This is a genomic window from Prevotella vespertina (genome assembly GCF_009728485.1).
In the GTDB taxonomy this organism is placed as follows: domain Bacteria; phylum Bacteroidota; class Bacteroidia; order Bacteroidales; family Bacteroidaceae; genus Prevotella; species Prevotella vespertina.
In genome coordinates this window covers 124,284-149,892 of the sequence record NZ_VVIQ01000003.1, presented here as the reverse complement: position 1 = coordinate 149,892, position 25,609 = coordinate 124,284, and the positions used below count along the sequence as shown (strand labels likewise).

Genomic DNA, 25,609 nt, shown 5'->3' with positions numbered 1-25,609 from the left:
TTCTCCATGCCTTTTCTCTTCTGTTAAAGAGCTGGAGAAAGCGGTAGTTGCATAGTTAAACAATGTATGGAACCATGTTGTCGGATGATAGTTCTACTGTCAATACCTATTATCTCTCTGTCAGGGAACGCCAGTTGAATTTGTTCCATCGCCCTTTTGTCCTTTTCGGGTTGGTTATAAGTAGGAACGAGTACAGCTCCATTGAGAATAAGGAAGTTGGCGTGTGTTGCTGGCAGCCGCTCGCCATCATCGTAGATAGCCTTTGGCATGGGGAGCGGCAGTAGTCGATAAGGCTGCCCCTCAGGGGTTCTTAATCCCTGCAACTGCTCCTCCAAATGCTGGAAGTCATCATAGTGCTCGTCTTGAGGGTCATCACACCTTATATATAATAACGTATCATTAGGTGCAATGCGAACGATAGTATCAATGTGACCATCGGTATCATCGCCAGCTAATTGACCGTAGTCTAACCATACAATATGGTTGATGTTGGGGAAGAACGAACGCAACTTCTGATCAATATCCTCCTTAGTCAAAGGTTGGTTGCGATGAGGTGCCATTAGGCAGCCAGTTGTTGTGAAGAGCGTGCGCTTGCCATCACACTCTATCGAACCACCCTCTAGAACGAAGTCCTTATGGCTTACAAGTATTCCTTCGAAAAGCCCCGCCTTGTAAACCGCTTGGTTAATCTTATTATCCTTGTCGGCAGCAAACTTCTCTCCCCATCCATTGAAACAGAAGTCGAGAAGGACGCTCGTTTGTTCAGTTCCGCTCGCTATTGTGTCAGGGAGTAGGGTGATGGGTGCGACATCGCGTGCCCATGTATCATTGTTATCGCAGGCAAATATTGTTACCTGTTTCATCTGCCCTTCTGTGAGATGCTTGGTCAATAAGTCCTGCACCAGTTCCGTGTCTCGTGCTGTTATGAGCAATTTCTCGTGTCGAGAGATAGCCTTCGCCATCTGAAGATAAACCTCAGTTATCTCCTCCAAATAGGGACACCAGTCAGTGTCCTCATGTGGCCATATCAGCATGATAGCCCTTTGCTGTTCCCATTCAGCAGGTAATCTTACACCTTGAAGTCTGTTAGTATTCATGTTGCAAAGGTAAGAAAAGAAAATGTGATAGGCGTTCTTGCGTTTGTATTTTTTATGGGGTATATATGTCTTGTTCTGTTGGCTATAGGCTATCCGTTTGTTTCATTTATAGTAGCTTGGGCGTTGATATACGTCAAGTAAGTGCTTGATGTATGTCAATCGATGACTTGATATACGTCAATTAGGTCGTTTGATATGTATCAAGGAGTTTGATGAAAGTCAAATAAATCCGTTTTTTCATGTTTAAATGCGCTTATTCTTCGTATGAAATAGCAAACAGTACTAACTTTGCAAACGCAAACAAGACATAAGAGATGTCAGTTCAGGGTAGATGATTTACCATTAATAAGGCATCAATCTCATTAGGTAGACACAAGGAAAAAGATTGTTTAACAGGTAAAAAGAAAGGAACAACGTTATGAAACAAAGAATTAAGAAATCATCCATGGCGCGCAAGTTCTTCCATTATATGATTAATGTTATCAGTGAGTATAACATGGGTAGAGCAACTTGCTTAGCGTAATGCTAGCTCTAATTAAAAAGAGTTTTATAGCTACAAAAGAATCGATAAGATTTGAGAGAGAATAATAGAAGAGTCGAATCATGGTCTGTTAAGGACACTGATTCGACTTTATTGTTATCTTATCATTCCTTTTTACCTTAAATATAAGCACCTGCCTTTGTAGATATATCAGGCTTTCTGTATGACACGTGATTGTGATGCCTGTGAGCATAAGGCGTTGCATAATAGATAAAACAGACTAAAAACAAGGAGGAAATAGTCTAGGACTCATGTAAAAATAATCTATTTCCTCATGAAGGAGAGTGTTAGAAGCATAGAGGATAAGTGTTGGCTCGAGGATAGAGGCGCATTGTTATGAAAAGAGATAAGCGTGTTGTACAGGCGAGATAACTTAAACAGTTTTCCTTTTTATTAGGATTTTTAATATATTGAGCGGCGGTTTCTTGGTATAAAAAAGGTATCTTTGCAACAAGATTTATTTGCAGAATGAAACGGATTAGAATATCATCTCTGATAGTGTTTGCCGGACTCGTCGCATGTACCTCATGTGAGGATGTGAAGCGTCCTGCACCTAAACGAGAGGCAGTCAATGTCACTCCTCCGTCTAGAGAGAACGAGGCAATAAGTCAGTTGACGGCCTCAATAGACGAAATATCGGATAATTTGGATCTTATCTCATCGCAAGAGGCAATGCTTTGTAAGACTACTGAGCATGCGAACAAGAAGTCTAAAATTATTCAGCAGATAAAGGGGCTTGGAGCGTTGTTGGCTGAGAAACAAAAGCAAATAGATAAGCTATTAAGTGAGAAGAAAAAGCAGTCAGAGGTGTCATCTGATAAGAGTGCCACAATAGATAAGCTCTATAAGACGATAGCCTTCTTAGCTTCTCAGTTGAGAGAAAAGAGTGATCACATGGCGGAACTAGAGGCTGTTGCTAGTAGGAAAGATGTCAGTGTAGAGCAGTTGAAATACATTGTCTTGAATCAATCTAATAGTGCTGAAGCCCTGCGCTATAAATATGATATGTCTGTATCAGGTAATAATAGCCCTAGAGTAAAGGTGGTGAAGCAAGTGGAACAACCAAAGAGAGTGTTCTATATTATTGCTGATAAGCAGACGCTGAAAGATAAGGGACTCTTGAAGACAAGTCTCTTTTCGAAGAAGATAAACAATAATAATATCACAGAAGAGAGCTTTATTAAGGCGAATCAGAAGGACTTAACAACGTTGACGATTAAGTCGACATCTCCCAAGATATTATCTCCTAATCCAGAGTCAAGTTATACCTTGACAACGAACGAAGATGGTACTTCAACGCTCACCATTACAAATTCGGATAAGTTCTGGAACGTGTCTCCTTACTTGATTATACAGGAGTAAGAGGCTTGAAACCTACCTGGAGATAGATAGTGAGATACGACAGCTCTAGTATAAAGTCCTAAAATAACGTATGATAAGAGTTGTGAGAATGGAATAAAATTGCTATCTTTGCAGCCTAAAACTTATGCGTAGCGTGAAAATAAAGGAAGTTATTGATGCCCTTGAACGGTTCGCGCCTTTGCCCTTGCAGGAGAGTTATGATAATGCTGGTCTGCAAGTTGGATTGACAGAGGCGGAAGTATCAGGGGCTTTATTGTGCCTTGACGTGACGGAGAAAGTAGTGGAGGAGGCAATGCAACGTGGTTGTAACCTAATTGTTGCACATCACCCACTTATCTTCCGTAAGTTATCACAAGTGTCAGATACCGATTATGTTCAGCGTACGGTTATGAAGGCTATTAAGAACGATATAGCCATCGTCGCCATGCACACGAATCTTGATTCGGCAGAGAATGGCGTGAACTTCAAGATAGCAGAGAAACTAGGATTGAGGAACGCACATTTCTTTGGTCGGAATAAACAAGTGCTTAGTCCGCTCACAGGGGATACGATAATTGGTGGTGATGGTGTTATTGGTGAATTTGAAGCACTATTAGCAGCTGATGATTTGATACTTTTACTGAAAAAGAAGTTTGATGTAGAGTGCATTCAAGCCAATGAATTACTTCGTAGAGAGATTCGTCATGTTGCAATTTGTGGTGGTTCTGGTTCTTTCTTGTTGCGTGATGCCATTGGTGCTGGTGCCGATGCCTTCATAACGGGAGAGATGGGATACCATGAGTTCTTTGGTCATGAGCAAGAGATACAGATATGTGTTATGGGGCATTACCAGAGCGAGCAATATACAACGGAAGTACTTCGAGATGTGATAGAACATGATACCCCAGGTGTTAAATGCTGTATATCAGAGATAAATACTAATCCGATTATCTATTTCTAGTAGGGTTGGGTAGGTTTATCCAATCAATTAATCAAGCATCGGAATGGGGTTTGATAATGAATATTGAATTATAATTAAGATAAGAACTATGGCAAAGAAAGATCCAAAAGAGTTACCAGTAGAGGAGAAGCTAAAGAACCTTTTCCAGTTACAGACAACACTTTCTGCTATCGATGAGAAGCGTGCATTACGTGGTGAGTTACCACTTGAAGTACGTGACTTAGAGGATGATTTGGAAGGTTTGCACACTCGTATAGAGAAGATAGAGCAGGATATAAAGGATTTTCAGAGTGCTATCACTCAGAAGAAAGGTGATATCATTGAAGCTCAAGCAAGTTTGGAACGATACAACAAGCAGTTGGATACTGTTGCAAACAATCGTGAGTATGATACCTTAACAAAGGAGATAGAGTTCCAAACTTTAGAGATTGAGCTTTGTAATAAGAAGATAAAAGAAGCTCAGCATAAGGTTGAAGAGAAGCAAAGAGACTTAGAGGAAAATCGTGCTCTACTGGAGGATCGCCAGCATGCACTCGAAGAGAAGCGTAATGAACTGGACGAGATTATGCAGGAGACACGTGAAGAGGAAGGTCTGTTGAAAGAGAAGTCCGCTGAGCTTGAAACAAGAATTGAACCAGGATTGTTACGTAGTTTCAAACGCATTCGTCGTGGAGCTCGTAATGGATTGGGTATTGTTTACGTGCAGCGTGATGCTTGTGGTGGTTGCTTTAACAAGATTCCTCCTCAGCGTCAGTTAGATGTTAAGATGCACAAGAAAATCATTGTCTGTGAATATTGTGGTCGTATCCTTATTGATCCAGAGTTGGCTGGTGTGAAGGTAGAAAAACCTACTGAAGATAAGCCAAAGAAGCGTAGAACAACCCGTAAGAAGAAGGAAGAAGAGGAAGACTAAATAATGTCTGATATTGAATTCCTATAAAATGGAATTATAAAATGAAGTCCCTTATCTATGCACAATGAAGCTTTAGGTAAGGGATTTTTCAGTTCTCTTGGTTACTTTCTGTGAAATTATTTGTGCCTTTAATAATATTTATTTATCTTTGCCAGTACTAAGATTGATTAGAATAAACATTAAGTTGCATGTAGGATGAGAGTTGCCTTATAGGTTCTCCCCAATCTCAAAACTATGTGTTAAATAGAACTGATTACCAAACTTAGCCATGGGAGACTGGCTCAAAATTTACTATTATGGAAGAATTAAACAATCCAAAGCCAAACAATTATTTGCCTCTCGCAATTTTCACTACACTTTGTTGCTGTTTACCATTTGGTATCTATGCGATTATTCGTTCTATGAAGGTGAACGATTATTACATGATGAAGCAATATGATGCAGCAGCGGCAGCAGCAGCAGATGCTAAGAAGTGGAGTATTATTGGTATTGTTACGGGTGTAATCTTTCAGGTAATCTACTTTGGCTTCTTGGGTGGTATGAGTTATTTAAGCGCATTATCACACTAAAAATTGAAATCTAAGAAGAGATTTATGGGGGCTCTCTTTTTGGGAGCCTCCTTATTAATCGTATACTATTTTTATGATCCTGTTACTACTTCTTGGGCTCCCAAATGCCCATTTAAGGTGTTGACGGGACTGCAATGTCCAGGTTGTGGATTGCAGCGGGCATTGCATGCTTTGTTGCAGGGAAGATTCGTAGAGGCAATTCATTATAATTACTTCTTGTTATTTGGTATCCCTTATTTATTTTTATTTGGACTTCGTGCGTTGCTACCTGCTAGCAATTCTAAGCGCAGATTGACTAGAGTAATAGAGGATAGAAGACTTATTTTGACCTATGTTGTCCTCTTCTTTGTATGGCTTGTTGTGAGGAATATCTTGCATATATGATAATTCTTCTGTTATTACCATATGTTACAGACGGATAAAAGGGTTATTTTACTTTAAAAATAAAGATAATGGAACAAGAGAAAGTTAATCAATTATTAATGATGATGGGTTCGAAGATTCCATCTGAAAGTATACCAATGGTACGTGATAGATTGCTTAAGTCAGATATGAGTGAATCAGATTTTCTCATACTAGTGAATGGTATGAAAGATCCAACTCTATCTCTTATTTTATCGATACTTGTTGGTATCCTAGGTGTTGATAGATTTTACATCGGTGATGTTGGACTTGGAATTGGAAAGTTGTTGACCTTTGGTGGATGTTACATTTGGGCTTTGGTTGATATTTTCCTGATAATGGGAGCTACGAAAGAAAAGAACCTAGAACTCCTTTTAACCCACATTCATTAATTTGCAATTTGACGTAATGTTATAACATTCGTATTAGATTGTAAATCTAAGAGAAAGCCCTTATCTACTTGATATAAGAGTCATCAAGTAGGTAAGAGCATTGATTATTTTATAGTTATAAAACTTCTATTGTTTCAATCCTAACATCTTCTGATGGGCGGTCGTTGCGATCTGTTTGACAATTTTGGATACGTTCAACGATGTCTAATCCTTCTTCAACTTCTCCAAATACTGTGTATTGGTTGTCAAGGAAGGGTGTACCACCTAATGTTGTATAAGCCTCATTTTGTTCTAGAGTGAATGTCGGTTTACCTTGTTACTTACACTTTTCTTTCGTTTCTTCTATCAGTTTGTTTTGTAGAGTCTGTAGTCCTACATGATCGCGATTACGTCTTAGATTCATAATTTCATCATGATGTTGTTTGGCTAATTGATTGAAGACGTCCTGCTCTTGTTGTATTCCCATTTGTCGTTCCAACTGCTTCAGTTCGGCTGATTTATATATTTTTCCCCATACAATATAAAACTGACTACCACTGCTAGCACGCTCAGGGTTTACCTCATCGCCTGTGCGAGCAGCACTTAAAGCACCACGTTTGTGGAAAAGTTGTGGGTATATGAACTCTGCGGGGATAGTATAGTCTGGACCACCAGTTCCAAGAACCTTTCCTTTAGGCGCATTCTTACTATTAGGGTCACCACCTTGTATCATGAAATCTTTGATAACACGATGGAAAAGAGTCCCATTGTAATAGCCTTCCTTTGCAAGCTTTAAGAAGTTATCACGATGTTTAGGGGTCTCATCATAAAGGCGAATAATAATGTCGCCCTCACTTGTTTTTATTTTAAGTCTTGTTGCCATAATCCTTTTAAGATATTGTTTATAATTTATAAATCGAAGTTATATGAGTGATTGGTGATAATATTTTCTATAAGAAGCAGCTAGGTTCGAAAAAGAATACTTACAGTCCTCTGGCTTTAAAGATGCGTTCTTTAGCATCGTTAATGTCTTGGAATTTCTTCTCTGCCGCTTTATGAATATCCTCTCCAAGGGTTGCTACTCGGTCTGGATGATGCTTTAAAGCCATCTTTCGATAGGCTACTTTTACTTCGTCGTCAGTAGCAGTAGAAGACAAGCCCAACACTTTGTAAGCGTCTTCTATATTACTATTTGCCCTTGCCCCATTCTCCATGTTAAGCATTGAATCAACGTCCTTTGCTGTTAGTCCTAAGTGGCGTGCAACCTCCTTTAAAGCCTTTATCTCTTCTAGACTTACATATCCATCTACCTTCGCAATGATAACAAGGTAATTGAGTAATTGTAGTCGTTGACTAACGTCCATATTGTGTTTTATCTCTGCACAACTTTGATGGATGGTATTTCGAAACACCTGTATCCCTTGTTGTTTTTGTATTTCAAAGAGCTTTAAGAGTATTTCTTGTCCTTGATTTACTGCTTGTTCTCCAAAGTTCTGACGTAGGAACTGACGTACAAACTCCATCTCTGAATGCATGATTTTGTTATCTGCTTTGATGATATAAGATGATAAAACAAGCATAGAAAATAGAAAAGAATTGCGCTGTCCTTCATTGGAATGTGCATTAGAAGAACCATTCTGCCCTCCATACTGATATTGTTTATAACCATTACCCTGCGAGTAATAATCTTGGTTATTAGTGTTATAATCATTGGAGTCAGCCCTAGAATCCATCATTTCATCAATGATACTACCAAGGCAAAAACCTGCTAATGTTCCAAGAATTCCACTTCCTAACATTGTTCCTAAGGTTCCGCCAATCCAACAACCAACCCATTTCATATTTCCCATGTTGTTCTATTTTGATGTTTTCGGTCTTATTAATATTGTTCCTTATATCTTATATTAGTTCACAAAGATAATGCCAAGTTGGGAGAAGCTTGTCTTTTGCCTTTGGGATTGGAAGCCAAATATAATGTATATCATTGAATAGATGCAGAATGATGTAAAGTAATTTGTGTGATAAAAGATACTTTTAAGAGTTATGTATGTTAAATATTTTCATAATTGGGAATAGCTTCTAAAAACTTATATGTTTGCTTCTCGTAATCCATCTTACAGATGTATGTAATCATACCATTCGATACAATGAGGTAATCTACATGAAGTAGTAAATTGTAGACTGTGATTTGGTCAAACACTTTCTGTGTTAATGTGATATTGGGTGCTTTGTATTCTATGATCATGCGAGGGTGTAGTTGGTTATCATACAACACACTATCCGCTCTCATCCTTTTCTCTCCAATCTGCAAAGAAACCTCATTGGCAAGTAATGAGGATGGGTAATTCTTATGTTCAACGAGATAATGTATGAAGTGTTGGCGTACCCATTCTTCTGGAGTGAGTGCAACATATTTTCTACGTAGGATGTCGAAAATTTGCTTTCGACCATGTGTCTCTTTCACTCTAATTTGATATGGAGGGAGAGTAAGTTGTATCATTTTGGACAATTCCTATATATAATAAGGTGAAAACGATAAGGCGAAAGTCAAATGAAAATTTTGTTTTCTATCTCTTTTCTATTAACTTTGCATGAAAGGATTCAGCCATGGTTATGGTGAAGTTAATTCTTAATTTCTATGGAAATAGGTGACTTCAGACATGGTAACAATCTATTCTAAATGCAAAGTTAATAAAAAAGTAAATGCCAACAAAGCAAGGAGTAACATTTCAGGCTATCATGCAGGATCTTAAAAATAGGAACTTTGCCCCTTTTTATTTGTTAATGGGGGAAGAGTCTTATTACATCGATACTATATCTGACTATATTGCTTCGCACGTTCTTTTACCAGAAGAATGTGATTTTAATCAAACGATTTGTTTTGGTTCAGATGTGACTGCTGTACAAGTTACGGATATGGCTAAGCGATATCCTATGATGGCCGAATTTCAAGTGATTATAGTAAAAGAGGCGCAAAATATAAGATCTTTAGAGGCTTTAGAGGGATATCTTAAAAAACCTGTAAAATCAACTATTCTTGTCTGGTGTCATAAGAATGGGAAAATAGATACACGTAAGAAAGTTATTGGACTGGCGCAGGCAATGGGAGTAGTTTTTGAGAGTAAGAAGTTGAGAGATTACCAATTACCAGAATTCATCCAAAATTATTTGAAGTCAAAGAAGGCTACTATTGACCCTAAGTCATGCCAGATGATAGCCAATCATATTGGTTCTGATCTAAGTCGTATAGTTTCGGAACTTGATAAAATTCTAATTTATCTCCCTAATGATAATCGACGTGTTACGCCAGATATAGTAGAGAAGGAGATTGGGGTAAGTAAAGATTTTAATGCTTTCGAATTGAGGAATGCCATTGTTTCTAAGGATATATTTAAAGCAAATCAGATAATCAAATATTTTGACAATAATCCTAAAGCTGGCTCTCTTTACTCTTTTCTTCCTTTACTTTTCTCGTTCTTTCAAAACCTTATGATACTACATTATACTCCAAATAAGAGTTCAGAACAAGACATTGCTAGGGCATTAGATTTGAATTCAACGTGGGGAATAAAAGACTTAATTACAGGTTTGAAAAATTATTCAGCACGCAAAACTATGGATATTATTTCTAAGATTCGTGAAGTTGATGGTAAGAGTAAAGGTTTGGATAATCCTTATACTGGTGCTGGAGAATTGATGAAAGAGCTAATTTTCTACGTTTTACACTAAAGTAAATGGAGATTTTTGGTAATTTGAAGTCTCAAAAATCTCCATTTCTATGCTAAAATCCTTCTTTTTCGATCTAGAATGAGTACTCTTAAAAGGGTACTTTTTTTGTGTTACTCCCTGAATAATAGGGTAGTTATGGTATTCTTACCTTCTCATTTTGAGCGTATTTTCGTTTGTCTTATACTCCGTTTATGAATATTGCAAATACGCTAAAAATAGACAGAAATTCAAAAATTACATTTACTATTCACATTTATTATAAGTTAAGAAGTTAGGATTCTTATTTACAAATACAAATAATCTGCATATTATTTACAAGTGTAATAACAATAGTTTGTGTAACCAAACCATACATTGAGATGTAAATACAAGTCTTGAAACTTGTATATCTCGCTTTAAAAATGTATACGAATAAATATACATCACGCCATTATTAAATATAACTACTTGTAAACCAGAATTATATGAATTAATATTCTTGCTATAAAATGAAAATAGCCTAAATTTATGCCCGAACAAGTGTATAACCCTTTATTTTATCTTCTTAAATGTATAAATAGGCTTTTAATAGCCAGTTAATTAAAGATATTGATCAAAGAACAGCTTATATATGATATTCTGTTGTCTATTTTGATTTGTATATGTGTATATGAATCGCACACATTTAGTTATTTGCTATTTTAAATTGTAAACATCAAAAGTTGTATATACAAACTTATATTATTTGTGTAGAGATTTTGGTGTTTAATATTATTTGTTTACCTTTGTAAAATCAATGGAAGTATGGCTCTAGAGCCTAAAAAAGCCTATTATTTGGTTATGAAAGATAGAATTAGACAACTAATGGAGAGTCAACACATGACTCAACAGACCTTTTCAGATTTTATAGGAATATCATCTGCATCACTCAGTAGTATCTTTACAGGGAGGACGAAACCTACTCTTAACACGGTTGAGGCTATTCGTAGTAAGTTTACAAAGATCAATCTTGATTGGTTAATGTATGGTCAAGGACCAATGTTTAAGGATCAGGTTACAGCGTCAGGAGTTGATGATGGTGAAAATAGTGTGGTCAATGGTACAAGTTCTGAAGGTCATTTGAATTTCTCTTCAAGCCCTGCCCCATCTGTTGAGGGATATGGTCAAGGTTCTTCACAGCACGTTGCTGATACACTTAAAACACCTGCAAGAACTGAAATAAAATATGTTGACAAACCACAAAGGCGTATCACTGAGATTCGAATCTTCTTTGATGACCAGACATGGGAGAGTTTTGTTCCCAAAAAGTAAGTAGGTTAATAAAGTTGGAAGTCATCATTTCTTGTAAGGTTGCTCTATGATATTTTGCGCAGAGTATAATCAGCCTTTATATCTCTGGAAGGCTGATTTCTATCTTTGTGTTTTATCCTTTATAATCTTAGATGAGCCCTCCCTTTATGAATAGGATATGTTTTGCTTTATTTATAGGGGATCATTTTGATAGCTGCTATTGGGTCTTTCTAATTATATAAGGTATAACCTATGATAGAAGTTGCAATGAGATAGCCCATCCGTAATCACCATCCGTACATTCCTTTGAAGATGGACTTTTACCCCGAACTTAAATCTATGTGATAGGGGCAGAAGCAATGGAAGAAAGCTGTTAGCAGTGTTGTTTTGTCCATTTCTTTGTTTTTTCATTGATATTTTTTGTGTATCTATCCTTTCAATAGATAATTTGTGTATCTTTGCATAAGCTAAGCTGCACTCGACAAAGCGAATGTGAACATTCCTTTGTACTCGTTTGCATTATCTTTGCATAAGCTAAGTTGCACTCGACAAAGCGAATGTGAACATTCCTTTGTACTCGTTTGCATTATCTTTGCATAAGCTAAGTTGCACTCGACAAAGCGAATGCGAGTATTCCTTTGTACTCGTTTGCATTATCTTTGCATAAGCTAAGCTGCACTCGACAAAGTGAATGCGAGCATTCCTTTGTACTCGTTTGCATTATCTTTGCTAAATACATTCAAAGCATAAAAAGATGAAGAAGTATGTCCTCGACTTGAAGGTCTCTTCTGTAGAGCAGGTCAATGATAAGAATGTTCTCATTCGACTCACTGATGACAAGCCTCTACCTGAGATGCTTCCTGGTCAGTTTGTAGAAGTGAGAGTGGACGGCTCACCTTCTACCTTTCTTCGCCGTCCTATTTCTATTAATTTTATCGATCGCGAACGTAATGAATTATGGTTGTTAGTTGCCACCATAGGCGATGGAACGCGCATGCTTGGGCGCCTTCATATTGGCGATAAACTTAATTGTGTACTCCCATTGGGTAACACCTTCACTCCACCTAGTCGTCCTGGCGAACGTATCTTGCTTGTTGGCGGTGGTGTTGGAGTTGCTCCTTTGCTTTATTTTGGTAAAACCATAAAGGATGCCGGAGCCTGTCCCGTTTTTCTTTTAGGTGCTCGCACGGCATCTGATCTTGCAGAACTAGAACTTTTCAAAGCCTATGGAGAGGTGTGCATTACCACTGAAGATGGTTCAGCAGGTGAGAAAGGATTTGTTACGAATCACTCCGTTCTGTCCAAAGAACACTTCGATCGCATCTCTACTTGTGGACCTAAACCTATGATGAAGGCTGTTGCTCTGTATGCTCAAAAGGCTTCTATCCCCTGCGAAGCGTCCTTGGAGAATATGATGGCATGCGGTGTCGGAGCCTGTTTGTGTTGCGTTGAGAAGACCATTGAGGGCAATCTTTGCGTATGTAAGGAGGGTCCCGTCTTTGATACGCAGAAGTTGATGTGGTGAGAAAATAGTGATAACAACATCTGAAAACTTACGAATCTAAGAATGAGAATAAGCCTAGTATAAGGTGTAGTTATCCATAAGGTATAAGCTAAATATGTAAAAATAAATGATGAATCTATGGCAGATTTGAATGTAAATATAGGTCACTTACATCTGAAGAATCCAGTAATGACAGCCAGTGGAACATTTGGCTATGGTCTTGAGTTTGCTGATTTCGTCCCATTGGAAGAGCTTGGAGGAATAATCGTAAAGGGTACTACGCTCGAACCACGCGAAGGGAATGATTATCCACGTATGGTTGAAACACATCAAGGAATGCTTAATTGCGTTGGTCTGCAGAATAAAGGAGTGGACTACTTCATCGATCATATCTATCCCGAGATACGTGATATTGATACGAATATGATTGTTAATGTGAGTGGAAACTCTCCCGAGTCGTATGCAGAAACAGCAGCAAAATTAAACGAGCTAGACGCTATCCCTGCAATAGAAGTGAATATCTCCTGTCCTAATGTGAAAGAGGGTGGCATGTCGTTTGGCGTTACCTGTTCTGGAGCTTCTACTATTGTGAAGGCTGTCCGACAGTATTATCACAAGACAATGATAGTGAAATTATCGCCTAATGTGACCGATATCGCTAGTATTGCACGTGCTTGTGAGGATGAGGGAGCTGATTCTGTCTCACTCATCAACACCCTTATGGGAATGGCAATAGACATCGAAAGTCGTCGTTCAAAGCTGAGTATTCGCACAGGAGGATTGAGTGGTCCTGCCATAAAACCAGTCGCCGTACGTATGGTGAATGATGTTGCAAGAGCCGTAAAGATACCAGTTATTGGACTAGGAGGTATATCAACAGCAGAAGATGCAATAGAGTTTCTTATGGCAGGGGCAACTGCTATTCAAATAGGAACAGCCAACTTCATCGACCCACAAGTGACCATTAAGGTGCGTGACGGAATTAATTCCTGGTTAGATAAACATGGTTGCAAGTCGGTTACAGAGATTATAAATTGCCTTGAATAAAGGGTGAGTTCAATCGCAAAATATAAGATAATATTATGAAGAAAATGCTTTTGATAGTCGATCCACAAGTCGATTTCATCAGTGGATCATTGCCAGTTCCTGGTGCAGCAGTGGCTATGGATGCACTTGCAGAGTATGTTCGTGCGCATGGCGAGGAGTATTCTGTGAAGGTTGTAACCTCAGATTGGCATCCTTATCATCATAGTTCTTTTGCTGATGAAGGTGGTCAATGGCCTCGTCATTGCGTCCAACATTCAGCTGGCGCAGCCTTATGGCAATCGTTGTTGGTAGCTCTTAATGAGAGTTCTGATAGTTTTCAAATGCTTTATAAAGGCGATACTATTAATCGAGAGGAATATTCCATTCTGCAGAATAAAAGGTCTGCAAGACTGCTTTTAGAGCTCCTTGTTGATCACCACATCGATCAGATTGATGTCTGCGGACTAGCTGGTGATGTCTGCGTGTTGAATACTTGTAAGGATTTAAAGGCGATGATAGGAGAGAGGCAACTACACGTTTTGGGTGAGTTGGCTCCATCTTTAGATGGTGGCAAAGCCTTGAATGAGTTTGTGAAGACCTTGGAAGCATAAAAGGAATTGGTTGCCAATCAATCAAGAGATTGTTATCTATGTTGGAGAAGAAACTCCTGTGAGTTTGAAAAGATACCACTCTGACTGGGAAAATAAACTAAAAGTTTCCGCATAATAGGTTATAAGGGAATAAATAATAGTCTATTTTCTCTTCCAACAAAGTCTTCTCTCTTGATATAAGGGCGAATAGGAGTAAGATAGAGGAGCATTTGTTCGCCTTGAAGAGAGCATAAAAGAAGAGGATGCCAACCATCAATAAGAATGGTTACGGCATCCTCTTTTTTGTATTCTTACGTCCACGACGTGTGTAGCTTATATTCGTTTGGCATTGTCAACAAGCAAGGCATCAAGTATTGTCATGGCTGCCATCGCTTCAACAATAGGTACGGCACGTGGCAGAACACATGGGTCATGACGCCCATGAACGTCTATCTTCGTTGCTTCTCCCTCTTTATTGACCGTTTCTTGTTCCATCAATAAGGTGGCAACAGGCTTGAATGCAACACGGAAATAGATATCTTCTCCATTGCTTATACCGCCTTGTATTCCTCCGCTATGATTCGTTTTTGTTTTGATACCATGCGCTTGTTGCTTTTCAGAAGAGGGGCTAAATACATCGTTCTGTTGGCTACCTCGCCATGAGGAACCTGCAAATCCCTCTCCATACTCGAACCCTTTCGCTGCATTGATACTAAGCATTGCAGCACCTAGTTGCGCATGTAGCTTATCGAATTCAGGCTCTCCCAATCCGACAGGGCACCCCTTAATAACACAAGTAATTACGCCTCCGATCGTGTCTCCTTCACGCTTCATTTCAGCGATGAGTGCCTCCATTTCCTTCGCTTTCTTTGGTTCTGGACAGCGCACGAGATTACTTTCTATGAGCGAGAAATCATATTTTTGGTAGTCTTTGTCAAGCGTTATATCGCCCACCTGACTAGTGTAAGCTGTAATACTAATACCCTTCTGTTTTAGAACTAACTTTGCCAACGCACCAGCAACGACACGTGAAAGGGTGATGCGAGCCGATGCGCGACCTCCTCCTCGATAGTCTCGAATGCCATACTTATTATAATAGGTGTAATCGGCATGAGAGGGTCTAAAGAGATTGGCGATGCTATCATAGTCCTTTGACTGCTGATTCCTATTCCTTACGATGAAGCCAATAGGAGTTCCAGTAGACTTTCCTTCGAATACACCACTCAGTAGTTCCACCTGATCCAGTTCCTTCCTGTCAGTCGTAATCCTACTTTGTCCAGGTTTACGTCGAGCCAATTCTCGTTGTATGAAATCGATGTCGATAGGAATACCAGACGGCATTCCATCCACCACACCACCGACAGCCACACCATGACTCTCGCCGAAGGTAGTTAGTGTAAAGAGCTTACCAAACGTGTTCATAATCAGTTGCCACAGTTGCAGCCATCACCACATCCGCCACCACAGCCACAGCTATCACCATCGCCACAGTTGCTTCCGCAGCCTCCGCCACATCCACAATGATGCTGGTTCATGCGGTCAAAGAAGTCTTTAACTTCAGCCTCGCTTGCCTCGCGATTCTCGATAACCTGTCCGCGAAACATCAAATCCTTACCAGCGAGCGGATGGTTTAAATCAATCGTAACCTTATCCTCTGACACCTCAAGCACCTTACCCAAGAATCGTTGTCCCTGCTCGTTTTGCAATGGAACAATCGCATCTTTGTAGATATTCTTTGCGTCGAACTCACCATTCACACTGAAAGTTTCCTTGTCAAGAGCCAACACGCTGTTTGCATCATGCTCCCCGTAAGCCTGCTCCTTAGTAAGTGAGAACTCAAAGTTAGCGCCTGTTTCGTGCTTAACAATCTCCTCTTCAAAGGCTGGCAAAGCCATGTCGCAACCCGTATAGAACTGCATTGGCTTTTGTTCCTCAGTCTTTTCAATGAAGTGTTCAACTCCATTCTCTACGCTATTTAACTCATATTTGACCACGATGAGTCGATGTGTATTTTCCTTCATTATCGTTTTTCTTTATATATAATATGTTGTAAAGGGTATGCAAAGATAGTTATTTAAAACGAGATAGCACCTTCTTAGTTACTGATTTTTCGATTTGCAGTCCTTTAGAATATGGTTTGTAACGGAAAAGATAGTCAAAAGTATGATTTTGTTGCTGATATATATCAAACCTCTTGATATGTGTCAAAAATATAAGATAAAAGCACGAAAATGTGTTGATTAATCATTGTATATGCCAAAAACCTACTAACTTTGCAATCGTAAACAAGATAAAACTACAGATTTAAAGATAACAAGAGGCATCGTAAATGACGCCTTTGACTAAAGAAAGGAAAATGAATATGAAGAAGATTGTATTGACAGTAGTAGCAGTAATGAGTATGACAATGGCTTTTGCAGCAGGTGAGAACGATAACAACACAGCAACAACCAACGCATACAAGTTCAATCTCAGCACATATGCATTGAGCCGTGCTCTTAATCTCAACCAGGATCAGGTAGATGTAGTAGAGGATATTAACCGCACTTTCTCAGCAGAGATGATGAATGCAGCTGTATCTGATAGCTCTGAGCGTGAGGCTAAAGTAAATGCTGCCATCAAGAAGGATCTTTCTTATATGCACTATGTTTTAAACAATAGTCAGTATCGCGAGTATGTAAAGCTCCTCAATGTTACATTGAACAACCGCGGTCTTAACAAGTAAACGATCCTCTTTCCTCTTCCGATAGGAGAGATTCATACAAGATATATTAAAGGCTACGAATCAGGTTTCTGATTCATAGCCTTTTTTATTGCAAAAGGCTAATAGCAATTTATCGCAGCCTTTGATATAAAAAAGAGTAGGGGTGGAATCCCTCGTCACCAGTGCTCTTTGCAAGATTAATTATTGCTGTTTAGAGGAATCCGTATTAAATGGAAAGACTTGTTGAATAGTGATATTTTGTAATAAAATACTGCTAATTTGAGGGTATGTCTTTGCAATATTTTCGATGAGGAGCGTACTTTGACTCAAATACGCAAATTATGAGACATATAAAGTGGCTCTTTGTAAATCGCTGATAAACACTATGTTATGTGGATTTAGGTGTCATTCTAACGAAAATAGTATTCATTATTCCTGAAAAACAAGGTACTTTTTGCCAAAAATCTATATATTTCTCAGCTAAAACCTATATAGCCTTAATTCCGCAGTATTTTTTCTTGTGAGAAAATTTTATATGTTGAGACGTCTTTTTGGGACTCTATATGTTGATATGAGGTGCTTCGGTGTTTCTTGGCTCTTTTCTAAGCATAAAATCCCCCACCCAAACCAATGGGGAAGTATGAAAAACCACAAAAAATACTTCCATAACAGAATGCTTTGCCGCTACTTCCACGTTTGCCCAATACAGATTCGGTAAGTTTTTCAAAACCCAACTTTGAGAAAACGTCCATAATGTGATAAATTCCACCGAAAGAAGTGATATTCTCGTTTTTAATTGCTACCTTTGTCATGTCAGATATTTTATTTGTTTTTTTTGTTGGTAGCACTAAGATAGGTGAAATTTCTGACATATCCAAGTGTTTCGAGAACTTTGTTTCTCAGACACTTGGAGTTCTTGCAAGAATTTATGCTGCGGAATTAAGGGATTTTATCGAAAATGATAGTTAGCTGTCGGCGCATCAAACGGCTTGGGCTTTGTATTTTCTTCTTGTTATCTCTTCAATCTTGTGATATGGGATTTATTCTTCCGTTAGATAACAATAAGTTTAGCTATGACATTCCTTTATCTGAGAATCGTATGGTTAAGGTCAGCAGTATGTACTTTAATGGCTGGTATTACCTTCTCTTTGACTTAAAAGGAGACTATGTCTTGAATCCCGATTCCTTACGGTTTGACTTTTGTGATAAGAATATAAAGGTGGGGAGGTCTTTTCCGTTTTCTGAGACCAATACATATAAGACTAATAATACGCACGTAAAGAATAGAATCATCTCAGTTCAATTACGTTATGAACGCCAAGACAAAGGCAACGAAGATTCATTAGCCTTATTTGTTCTGCCTTCAGATTTTATTATGTGTAATGACAAAAGGGTGCTCACTGATTCGTTGAGAATAGTGTTGAGGAAGGTAAAGAGAAAATAGTTCTTTTGTAACTCAGTCTGGCTTATTGTGTAATAGATTCAGATTATCACTCCCTATTGCTGAAGAGCCCAACTTATGGGAATGATATTGCGTATTGCCTCAAGTCACATTGTGGGGTAAGGGGATATTGTAGGCAAAAGTGGGTGCTTCAAGTTCAAATTATCTGCAAATTCAGTAATGAGAGGATGTGTACACGCAAGAAGGACGTTGAAAGGCTTAGTTGCGGATTTGAGGCTATACTATATTAAAGTTTCATCTTCACCCCTATCTCTGCCACCTTCGCAGCATCATAATCGGCCTTGATGCGAGCATAATCTCTGCTGCCATACGAGCTTGAAACAAGATAATATAATGGCCCACACTTGTCCGGCACCACATCGATATATAATATCTCTCCTGTCAGCAGGCGCATCATGGGCAGATGGTCGTATCTGAAGCGTACCTCCATCACTCGACAGTTATACTGACGTGTCTCCTCCCAAAGGTTAAACATGCTCAGATCCGTCGTGAAGTAGGCCTCGTCAATACCGCAAAACAAGTGGAATTTGCCCGCAATCAGGGTGAAGACTACGCCTTTGAACTTATGGTTTTTATACGCCTCGTAAGAACCATGATACGCAAAAGGCAGGTGGGCGTAAGAGGAAAGTGCCTCTAAATACTCCGCCTCGCTGATACGTTGGCAGTCTTCGAAAGTATCGTACAGTCGTGCCACAGCCATCGCCTCATCTTCATGGTACACATCTCTTGCCACACCCTCTTCTTCTCTAAAATCGTGCACCACCTGTCCACCTCTAAGATAGGCATATTCTGGCCAATCATAGCCGTGAATGAACAAATACGAGTCCAACAGATGCAGATCCCGACGTATGATAATCTCGTGAAGTATATCTTGCATTGGCTTCAACGCTTTCACGGCGTGGGCTACCGGCCCGCAAGCCTCTATCTTGAGCATCAGGCTGCTCTCTGACAACGCATGCGCCGTCTCAAAACCATAGTCTTGCCACAGACACCTCCACACCTCTGCGAGCCTTCTCTCTATCTCTTCCTGCTCCGTCTGCCAGTTGCTGCGACGCAGCGGAATCACCACCGAAAAGCGCATCTGCTCTCCGCTTCCCGTGAGCAATCCTACCTCCGTCAGCTCATAGGCGTACACCATCGAGTCTTCAAAAGCAAGCACTCTATTCTGCCCTGCGGCAATCTCCTGATGCGTCAGTGCCTCTATGGCTTTGGCAAAATTGTCTTCCCGTTTGATGTGATAGCTCTCGGTCGGTGCTTCTTCGCTTGCTGGCAATGTATCCGTGCCATCCTCCGCCTTATCTGCCGACGTCTCCATCTCCAGCACGTCACGCTTCTTGGCCCGCTTCTTGGTGTAATGCTCTGCCCAGATGAGCGCCCCGCCGATGAGCAGACCTATCACTGTCGGCCCCTTATCAGCAACGCCCCCTAAGACCAATGTTCCGATTGCCCTCAAGCCAATAGCAATGAGCAGCCATTGAAATATAGAGTAGATAAAATGATGGTTCATATATGGTTTACCTTACCTTAATTCCGCAGCATAAATTCTTGTGAGAACTCCAAGTGTCTGAGAAACAAAGTTCTCAAAACACTTGGATATGTCAGAAATTTTACCTATCTTGGTGCTGCAAACATAACAAGTAAGCAAAAATCTGACATGGCAAAGGTAGCAATTAAAAACATGAATATCACTTCTTTCGGTGGAATTTATCACATTATAGACGTTTTCTCAAAGTTGGGCTTTGAAAAACTTACCGAATCTGTATTGGGTAAACGTGGAAGTAGCGGCAAAGCATTCTGTTATGGAAGTATTTTTTGTGGTTTTTCATACTTCCCCATTGGTTTGTGTGGGGGATTTTATGCTTAGAAAAGAGCCACGAAACACCGAAGCACCTCATATCAACATATAGAGCCACAAAAAGACGTCTCAACATATAAAATTTTCTCACAAGAAAAAATACTGCGGAATTAAGGCTATATAGGTTTTGCCCAAAAACTATATATCTTTTTGGAAAAAACTATATACTTTTTGCGCAAAAGGTATATAGTTTTCTGGAAACCCCAACTTCTAACTCGATTTTCATCTATAATGTTTCCCTTTTGACTCTAGAATGAGAAATTTGAATGTAAAGTACTTTCAGAAATATAGTAAGCCATTTAAGCTATTTGAAGAAAGGTAATGTTGTCTCAAATATGTACTTTTGCACATTACAATGATATACGAACTTGGAGAGCAGATGAGGGTGTCTGCCTCCTCTTTGGTTGTTGATTAATGATTCTTCTTATAACTTTGTACAGCCCAACAACCCATGACAAGACCGATGCCAAGGAGTGCGAGAACCTGATGTAAGATACTCTTTAAGTTTCCACCACGAATGAATACAGTGCGCATCGCATCTATGAAGTAGCTTACTGGGTTGGCGTATGTAGTGAGATAAGCTGCAGCTGGCATTGACCGAGTAGGAGTAAAGAGCCCAGAGAGCAAGAGGAGTATCACAACAAAGAACCACATGACAAGTATGGCTTGCTGCATTGTGTCCGAGTAGTTGGATATTATCAAGCCGAAGGACGAGAAGAAGAGGGCTAACAACATCGCTAATAGATAGATAAGCGCCACATTACCCACAGGAGTAATGTCGTATAAAACCCATGACAACAGTAGACAAACAGTGATAACGAAGGAGGCTATCAGCCAATAAGGGATTAACTTTGCAAGTATAAACGTCCATTTATTTACTGGTGTCACATTGATCTGTTCGATTGTACCAGCCTCCTTCTCCCCGACAATATTCAGTGTTGGCAAAAAGCCTGTTATCATCATCATTATTATCGCAAATAGTGCGGGAATCATATAGCGCTTATAATTCAGCTGTCTATTAAAGAGATAGAACGTAGAAACGTTCGTTTGCAACGCCTGTATAGTAGGGACAGCATTGGCCGTCACCATCTGTGAGAGGTAAACAGACCCTATCGATCCCTTTGTTCCATTAACGGCATTGGCAGCAATGAGCACTTGTGGCTTGTTGCCCAAGGTCAGGTCACGACTATAATGTTGTGGTATCACCACAACGATGTCAGCCTCAGAATGTTCGATATCATTGAGTGCTGCAGTATAGGAAGGCTGTTGTCCGTGGAAAGAGAAATAGTTATTAGCTGCAATCTCATGTACCAACTGTTGCGAAAGAGTAGACCTATCATTGTCTACTACATCCACAACAACATTCTTCACCTCCATATTCATGACCCAAGGCATAATACACATAATCATGATGGGGAACATAACAATGAGTCGGGGGAGGAACGGGTTGCGTCGAATCTGTATGAACTCTTTTCGTAGAAGATATTTCAGTATCATAATGAAGTTACTCTAATCGTTTGTTAAACATGGCGAGTGATAGTCCGAGTAGCCCTATGAGCATACAAATTAAGACCATCATCTCGTGCATCACTTGTCTTACTCCCACCCCCATAATCATTAGTTTGCGCATAGCACTGGTATAGTAACGTGTCGGAATGATAGACGAAACGTATTGCAACACCTTTGGCATTGACTCAATAGGGAAGAACATACCAGAAAGCATCACGATAGGCATGAGCAGTACCATTGCTGATAACAACAAAGCAACTAACTGTGTTTTGGCAATGTTAGAGACGAGTAAGCCCAAAGAAAGGGCCAAGAGGATATAGATAGTAGAGATAACGAATATCCAGAACACCGACCCCTGCAAGGGAACACCGAGTAGGCTGTTTGCCATAAGTAGGATGACAATTAGGATGATGAAGGCAAGCACCAAGTAAGGAATGACCTTTGCGATGATGATAAGTATTGGTCGAACGGGCGATACCAGCAGCACCTCCATTGTTCCCCGCTCTTTTTCACGAACAATAGAGATAGAAGTCATCATGGCACACACCAACATCAACAGTGTTCCCATGATAGCAGGAACGAAGTTGTAAGCCGACTTCATTTGCGGGTTATACAGTAGTTTCGTGTTTACTAAGCCATTATTTGGATTCGTAATGACGGCATTGGCGTATTGAGTCCATTGTTGCGCCATATTCGGGTCGGCACCGTCTACAATGAATTGTAGGCCTGAATGTCCGCTGGCATAGTCCTTTCCAAAGACGATAGCCAAGTCGGCCTTTTGGTCTCGGATAGCTTGTTCAGCCTCTGCGGGAGTAGCAACAACCTGCTTTATCGTGAAATACTCCGATGCAGATAAGCGGTCGACAGCCTGCTGAGTAACGTAATCAGTATTACTCATCACTATCACCGTACGTACATTCCGCACGTCATTCCTAACGGCATAACCAAAGAGAAGCATCATGATGATAGGCATTCCAAAGAGAATCAGCATTGTTCGTTTGTCTCGAACAATGTGTTTAGCTTCCTTGATAATGAATGATATAAATTGTTTCATTGCTTGTTGGTTTCCTTTTTGCATGTTGTCATGCTCTTCTAAGCGATTTTCTCAAAAGCTCTTAAGCTTTCCACGAAAAGCTCTTAAGCTTTTTCACAAAAGCTCTTAAGCTTTCTCAAAATTATTCGCGAACTTTTTGTGGATTGTTCGCGAACATTTTCTAAATTCTTCGCGAGTCTTTTGTAGCATCTTATGTGACTTAGTCTGAACTTCTCTTCGCCTGTCGAGCTAAGTAGGTAAAGACCTGGTCAATATCGGGTTTATTGAACTTCTGTTTCAATTCCGTGGGTGTTCCGAGGGCTTTAATCTTCCCATCAACCATGATGGAGATGCGGTCGCAATATTCAGCTTCGTCCATATAGTGAGTCGTAACGAAGACAGTTATACCTCTTTGAGCGGCATCATAGATTAATTCCCAGAACTGTCTTCGTGTAGCAGGGTCAACTCCTCCTGTCGGTTCGTCGAGGAAGACGATGCCAGGAGAGTGGAAGATACTTACCGAGAAGGCCAACTTCTGTTTCCAACCTAAGGGCAGACTTGACACTAAGGTGTCACGATGTTCCGAGAAATTCAGGCGTTGGAGAAGAGCGTCTGTCTTGTGTTTAATCTCTTTATCGTCCATTCCGTAGATACCAGCAAACAGACTGATATTCTCTGCCACAGTAAGGTCTTCATAGAGAGAGAATTTCTGACTCATATAGCCAATGTGCTTCTTTATCTGCTCATAGTCTGTTCGGATGTCGTGTCCCACAACCTTTCCCGTCCCACTTGTGGGCTGGCTGAGTCCTGTGAGCATGTGCATCGCTGTAGTCTTACCAGCTCCGTTGGCCCCAAGGAAACCAAAGATTTCACCCTTTCTCACCGTGAAGGAGATGTCGTCAACAGCGTGGAAAGTGCCGAAAGCCTTTACCAGATGTTCCACTTCAATAACGTTTTCTGTTGTGCTTCCCACCTTGTTTTTATCATGCTTATCAGCATGTTCAAGGTTTGGAGGACTAAATATGTCGCTAAATTCATGGAGTATCTTCTCTGGCGAACCAATACCTCTTATCTTGCCTTCCGATAGGAAAGCCACCCGTTCACAGCGTCTCACCTCATCAAGATAAGGCGTGGAGGCTACGATGGTAATCTCTCGCTCTTTTAGTAGGGAGAGTATGTCCCATAACTCCTTACGGCTAACAGGGTCGACACCCGTTGTCGGCTCGTCCAAGAAGAGGACACTCGGCTTATGAACAAGAGCACAGCAGAGAGCTAACTTCTGCTTCATACCACCCGATAATGCCCCAGCTTTGCGGTCTTTGAAGGGTTCTATCTGCGAATAGATAGCCTTGATAGCATCGTAGTTCTCCTCAACTGTGGTACCAAAGAGCGTCGCAAAAAAGTGGAGGTTCTCCTCTACTGTTAAGTCTTGATAGAGTGAGAACTTCCCAGGCATATATCCAACCCGCTTTCTTACCTCCTTCATTTCTTGTATGACATCGTACCCCTCAACCCTTACGGAGCCTTCGTTAGGAAGGAGCAAAGAACAGAGAATGCGATAGAGTGATGTCTTACCTGCACCATCTGGGCCGATAACACCGAAGAGCTCACCTTTCCTTACGGAAAAGCTGACGTCTTGTAATGCCTGTACTTTGCCGTATCGCTTAGATACTTGGTTTACTTCTATTGCGTTCATCAGCATTGTTAAAATTTCACCTCACCGTACATACCTATCTTCACATAGCCATCGTTCGTGAATTGTATCTTAATGGCATACACCAAGTCGGCCCTTTCGTCGTCTGTAACAATGGTCTTTGGCGTAAACTCTGAACGGCTTGATATCCAGGTGACCACCCCATCATAGGTTTTCTTCTGACCTTTCCCATAGTCGGCCATGACCTTTACCTTCTGTCCTATCTTCACACGTTTCAATTGCTCGGAGGTAACGTATGCACGGATAAACATCCTCTTGGTGTCGGCAATCTTGAAGAGTGGCTTACCAACAGGTACATACTCTCCAGCCTCAACATACTTCTCCAAGACCGTTCCTGTAATCGGACTCCGTACGAAGGTGTGTGCTATTTGGTCGTCGAGTTGGGCTTGTTGTGTACGTACTCCAGCCTGTTGAGCATTGATACCAGCCTGTTGTGCGTCTATACCCTCCATCTGTGCCGTAATCCCTTTGTTCTGTTCGGCTAAAGAAGTGTTCTGACTGCTTATCTGTTCTTCTGTGGCAGCAAGTTGTTTCAGCAATACCTGTATCTGATAATCTATGTCATCAACTTGCTTCCGAGCGACGGCTCCGTCCTGTAAAAGCTCTGCAAAGCGTTGACGCTCCCGTTGCTGGTTTGCAATCTGCTGTCGGATAGCTGCTACCTGTTTCTTCAAATCGAGTTGTTTGCTGCTTGTTGCCTGCTGATTAGCAGCCAACTGGCGTTTGTTAGCGGCTAATTGTCCGTGCGTAGCAGCGAGCTGTTCGTTGCTACTCGTTAGTTGTTCACGTTTCAAAGTGAGCTGTCGAGCATCAATCTGCCCCACTGTCAAACCTCCATTCAACACCTGTCCTTCGGTCACATTGAAATTCTCAAGCTGTCCAGTCGACTCTGCCGACACTGTTACCTCAGTAGCCTCAAATGTCCCCGTAGCGTCATAGTCTTTCTTGTCTTTCGCACATGATGCCATCATCAGAGCACCGAGGCTTATTAAAAGAAGCTTTTTCATATCTTTAGTTGT

At 40.3% G+C, this 25,609-nt stretch carries 25 protein-coding genes and 2 pseudogenes; 15 read left to right on the top strand and 12 right to left on the bottom strand.

What is annotated here, in order from left to right; translation table 11 throughout:
* Positions 1-23: 23 nt before the first annotated feature.
* Positions 24-1,097, bottom strand: a complete 1,074-nt coding sequence (locus F0475_RS03910) for an agmatine deiminase family protein (RefSeq protein ID WP_155715501.1) — start codon at positions 1,095-1,097, stop codon at positions 24-26.
* A gap of 1,009 nt (positions 1,098-2,106) precedes the next feature.
* Here F0475_RS03910 and F0475_RS03905 point away from each other — a divergent pair.
* From F0475_RS03905 to F0475_RS03880, 6 genes are all read left to right on the top strand, one after another.
* Positions 2,107-3,000: a Cbp1 family collagen-binding glycoprotein adhesin gene (locus tag F0475_RS03905; protein ID WP_155715500.1), complete on the top strand. Its 894-nt coding sequence runs from the start codon at positions 2,107-2,109 to the stop codon at positions 2,998-3,000.
* Between the two features lie 124 nt (positions 3,001-3,124).
* Positions 3,125-3,940, top strand: coding sequence for a Nif3-like dinuclear metal center hexameric protein (locus F0475_RS03900; RefSeq protein WP_155715499.1), 816 nt, complete (start codon positions 3,125-3,127; stop codon positions 3,938-3,940).
* 88 nt (positions 3,941-4,028) lie between these two features.
* The gene (locus F0475_RS03895; RefSeq protein WP_155715498.1) at positions 4,029-4,853 is read left to right on the top strand and encodes a zinc ribbon domain-containing protein; all 825 of its coding nucleotides are present in this window, start codon (positions 4,029-4,031) and stop codon (positions 4,851-4,853) included.
* Positions 4,854-5,149: 296 nt separating this feature from the next.
* Entirely contained in the window at positions 5,150-5,422 is a 273-nt protein-coding gene (locus F0475_RS03890) for a CD225/dispanin family protein (RefSeq protein WP_155715497.1), read from the top strand.
* A gap of 24 nt (positions 5,423-5,446) precedes the next feature.
* Positions 5,447-5,806 carry a DUF2752 domain-containing protein gene (locus F0475_RS03885; RefSeq protein ID WP_155715708.1) on the top strand — a complete coding sequence of 120 codons (360 nt, stop codon included), beginning with the start codon at positions 5,447-5,449 and terminating at the stop codon, positions 5,804-5,806.
* Between the two features lie 68 nt (positions 5,807-5,874).
* On the top strand, positions 5,875-6,216 hold the full coding sequence (locus tag F0475_RS03880; RefSeq protein ID WP_155715495.1) for a TM2 domain-containing protein: 342 nt from the start codon (positions 5,875-5,877) through the stop codon (positions 6,214-6,216).
* A gap of 115 nt (positions 6,217-6,331) precedes the next feature.
* On the opposite strand, the pseudogene F0475_RS03875 reads toward F0475_RS03880, so the two are convergent.
* The 3 genes and pseudogenes from F0475_RS03875 to F0475_RS03865 all read right to left on the bottom strand — a co-directional run bounded on the left by F0475_RS03875 (position 6,332) and on the right by F0475_RS03865 (position 8,695).
* Positions 6,332-7,078, bottom strand: a pseudogene (locus tag F0475_RS03875) (peptidylprolyl isomerase).
* Positions 7,079-7,178: 100 nt separating this feature from the next.
* Positions 7,179-8,045 (bottom strand): DnaJ domain-containing protein, encoded by an 867-nt coding sequence (locus F0475_RS03870; RefSeq protein WP_155715493.1) that lies wholly within the window; start codon positions 8,043-8,045, stop codon positions 7,179-7,181.
* A 200-nt stretch (positions 8,046-8,245) separates the two neighbouring features.
* Complete coding sequence (locus tag F0475_RS03865) at positions 8,246-8,695, bottom strand: type I restriction enzyme HsdR N-terminal domain-containing protein (RefSeq protein ID WP_009434921.1); 450 nt, start codon at positions 8,693-8,695, stop codon at positions 8,246-8,248.
* Between the two features lie 203 nt (positions 8,696-8,898).
* Between F0475_RS03865 and holA the strand changes: the two genes are divergently transcribed.
* The 5 genes from holA (at position 8,899) to F0475_RS03840 (ending at position 14,334) form a co-directional block, all read left to right on the top strand.
* Positions 8,899-9,924 carry a DNA polymerase III subunit delta gene (holA, locus tag F0475_RS03860; protein ID WP_155715491.1) on the top strand — a complete coding sequence of 342 codons (1,026 nt, stop codon included), beginning with the start codon at positions 8,899-8,901 and terminating at the stop codon, positions 9,922-9,924.
* An 819-nt stretch (positions 9,925-10,743) separates the two neighbouring features.
* A complete protein-coding gene (locus tag F0475_RS03855; protein ID WP_234422950.1) occupies positions 10,744-11,214 on the top strand; it encodes a helix-turn-helix domain-containing protein in 471 nt (156 codons plus the stop codon).
* Positions 11,215-11,947: 733 nt separating this feature from the next.
* Complete coding sequence (locus F0475_RS03850; protein WP_155715489.1) at positions 11,948-12,718, top strand: dihydroorotate dehydrogenase electron transfer subunit; 771 nt, start codon at positions 11,948-11,950, stop codon at positions 12,716-12,718.
* A gap of 117 nt (positions 12,719-12,835) precedes the next feature.
* Positions 12,836-13,744, top strand: coding sequence for a dihydroorotate dehydrogenase (locus F0475_RS03845; RefSeq protein WP_155715487.1), 909 nt, complete (start codon positions 12,836-12,838; stop codon positions 13,742-13,744).
* Positions 13,745-13,779: 35 nt separating this feature from the next.
* Positions 13,780-14,334 carry an isochorismatase family protein gene (locus F0475_RS03840; protein ID WP_155715485.1) on the top strand — a complete coding sequence of 185 codons (555 nt, stop codon included), beginning with the start codon at positions 13,780-13,782 and terminating at the stop codon, positions 14,332-14,334.
* A gap of 312 nt (positions 14,335-14,646) precedes the next feature.
* On the opposite strand, the gene aroC is transcribed toward F0475_RS03840, so the two are convergent.
* Positions 14,647-15,735 (bottom strand): chorismate synthase, encoded by a 1,089-nt coding sequence (gene aroC, locus F0475_RS03835; protein ID WP_155715484.1) that lies wholly within the window; start codon positions 15,733-15,735, stop codon positions 14,647-14,649.
* A gap of 2 nt (positions 15,736-15,737) precedes the next feature.
* Positions 15,738-16,334, bottom strand: coding sequence for an FKBP-type peptidyl-prolyl cis-trans isomerase (locus tag F0475_RS03830; RefSeq protein ID WP_155715482.1), 597 nt, complete (start codon positions 16,332-16,334; stop codon positions 15,738-15,740).
* Positions 16,335-16,669: 335 nt separating this feature from the next.
* Here F0475_RS03830 and F0475_RS03825 point away from each other — a divergent pair, with 335 nt between their 5' ends.
* Complete coding sequence (locus F0475_RS03825) at positions 16,670-17,038, top strand: hypothetical protein (RefSeq protein WP_009434823.1); 369 nt, start codon at positions 16,670-16,672, stop codon at positions 17,036-17,038.
* Between the two features lie 581 nt (positions 17,039-17,619).
* Here F0475_RS03825 and F0475_RS03820 read toward each other — a convergent pair.
* Complete coding sequence (locus F0475_RS03820) at positions 17,620-17,889, bottom strand: hypothetical protein (RefSeq protein ID WP_234422949.1); 270 nt, start codon at positions 17,887-17,889, stop codon at positions 17,620-17,622.
* 161 nt (positions 17,890-18,050) lie between these two features.
* On the opposite strand from F0475_RS03820, the gene F0475_RS11715 reads away from it, so the two are divergent.
* Together F0475_RS11715 and F0475_RS11820 are read left to right on the top strand one after the other, a co-directional pair.
* Positions 18,051-18,461: a hypothetical protein gene (locus tag F0475_RS11715; protein ID WP_234422948.1), complete on the top strand. Its 411-nt coding sequence runs from the start codon at positions 18,051-18,053 to the stop codon at positions 18,459-18,461.
* Positions 18,462-18,536: 75 nt separating this feature from the next.
* Positions 18,537-18,764 (top strand): annotated as a pseudogene (locus F0475_RS11820) (hypothetical protein).
* Here F0475_RS11820 and F0475_RS03815 read toward each other — a convergent pair.
* Positions 18,706-19,986 (bottom strand): hypothetical protein, encoded by a 1,281-nt coding sequence (locus F0475_RS03815; RefSeq protein ID WP_155715480.1) that lies wholly within the window; start codon positions 19,984-19,986, stop codon positions 18,706-18,708. The pseudogene F0475_RS11820 and the gene F0475_RS03815 sit on opposite strands and share 59 nt — an antisense overlap.
* Before the next feature lie 147 nt (positions 19,987-20,133).
* Here F0475_RS03815 and F0475_RS03810 point away from each other — a divergent pair, with 147 nt between their 5' ends.
* Positions 20,134-20,343 (top strand): hypothetical protein, encoded by a 210-nt coding sequence (locus tag F0475_RS03810; RefSeq protein ID WP_155715478.1) that lies wholly within the window; start codon positions 20,134-20,136, stop codon positions 20,341-20,343.
* A 402-nt stretch (positions 20,344-20,745) separates the two neighbouring features.
* Here F0475_RS03810 and F0475_RS03805 read toward each other — a convergent pair whose 3' ends face one another.
* From F0475_RS03805 to F0475_RS03790, 4 genes are all read right to left on the bottom strand, one after another.
* Entirely contained in the window at positions 20,746-21,831 is a 1,086-nt protein-coding gene (locus F0475_RS03805) for an ABC transporter permease (RefSeq protein ID WP_155715476.1), read from the bottom strand.
* A 7-nt stretch (positions 21,832-21,838) separates the two neighbouring features.
* Positions 21,839-22,897, bottom strand: coding sequence for an ABC transporter permease (locus F0475_RS03800; protein WP_155715475.1), 1,059 nt, complete (start codon positions 22,895-22,897; stop codon positions 21,839-21,841).
* A 199-nt stretch (positions 22,898-23,096) separates the two neighbouring features.
* Positions 23,097-24,572, bottom strand: a complete 1,476-nt coding sequence (locus tag F0475_RS03795; RefSeq protein ID WP_155715474.1) for an ATP-binding cassette domain-containing protein — start codon at positions 24,570-24,572, stop codon at positions 23,097-23,099.
* Positions 24,573-24,580: 8 nt separating this feature from the next.
* Positions 24,581-25,597: an HlyD family secretion protein gene (locus F0475_RS03790; RefSeq protein ID WP_155715473.1), complete on the bottom strand. Its 1,017-nt coding sequence runs from the start codon at positions 25,595-25,597 to the stop codon at positions 24,581-24,583.
* Between the last annotated feature and the right edge of the window lie 12 nt (positions 25,598-25,609).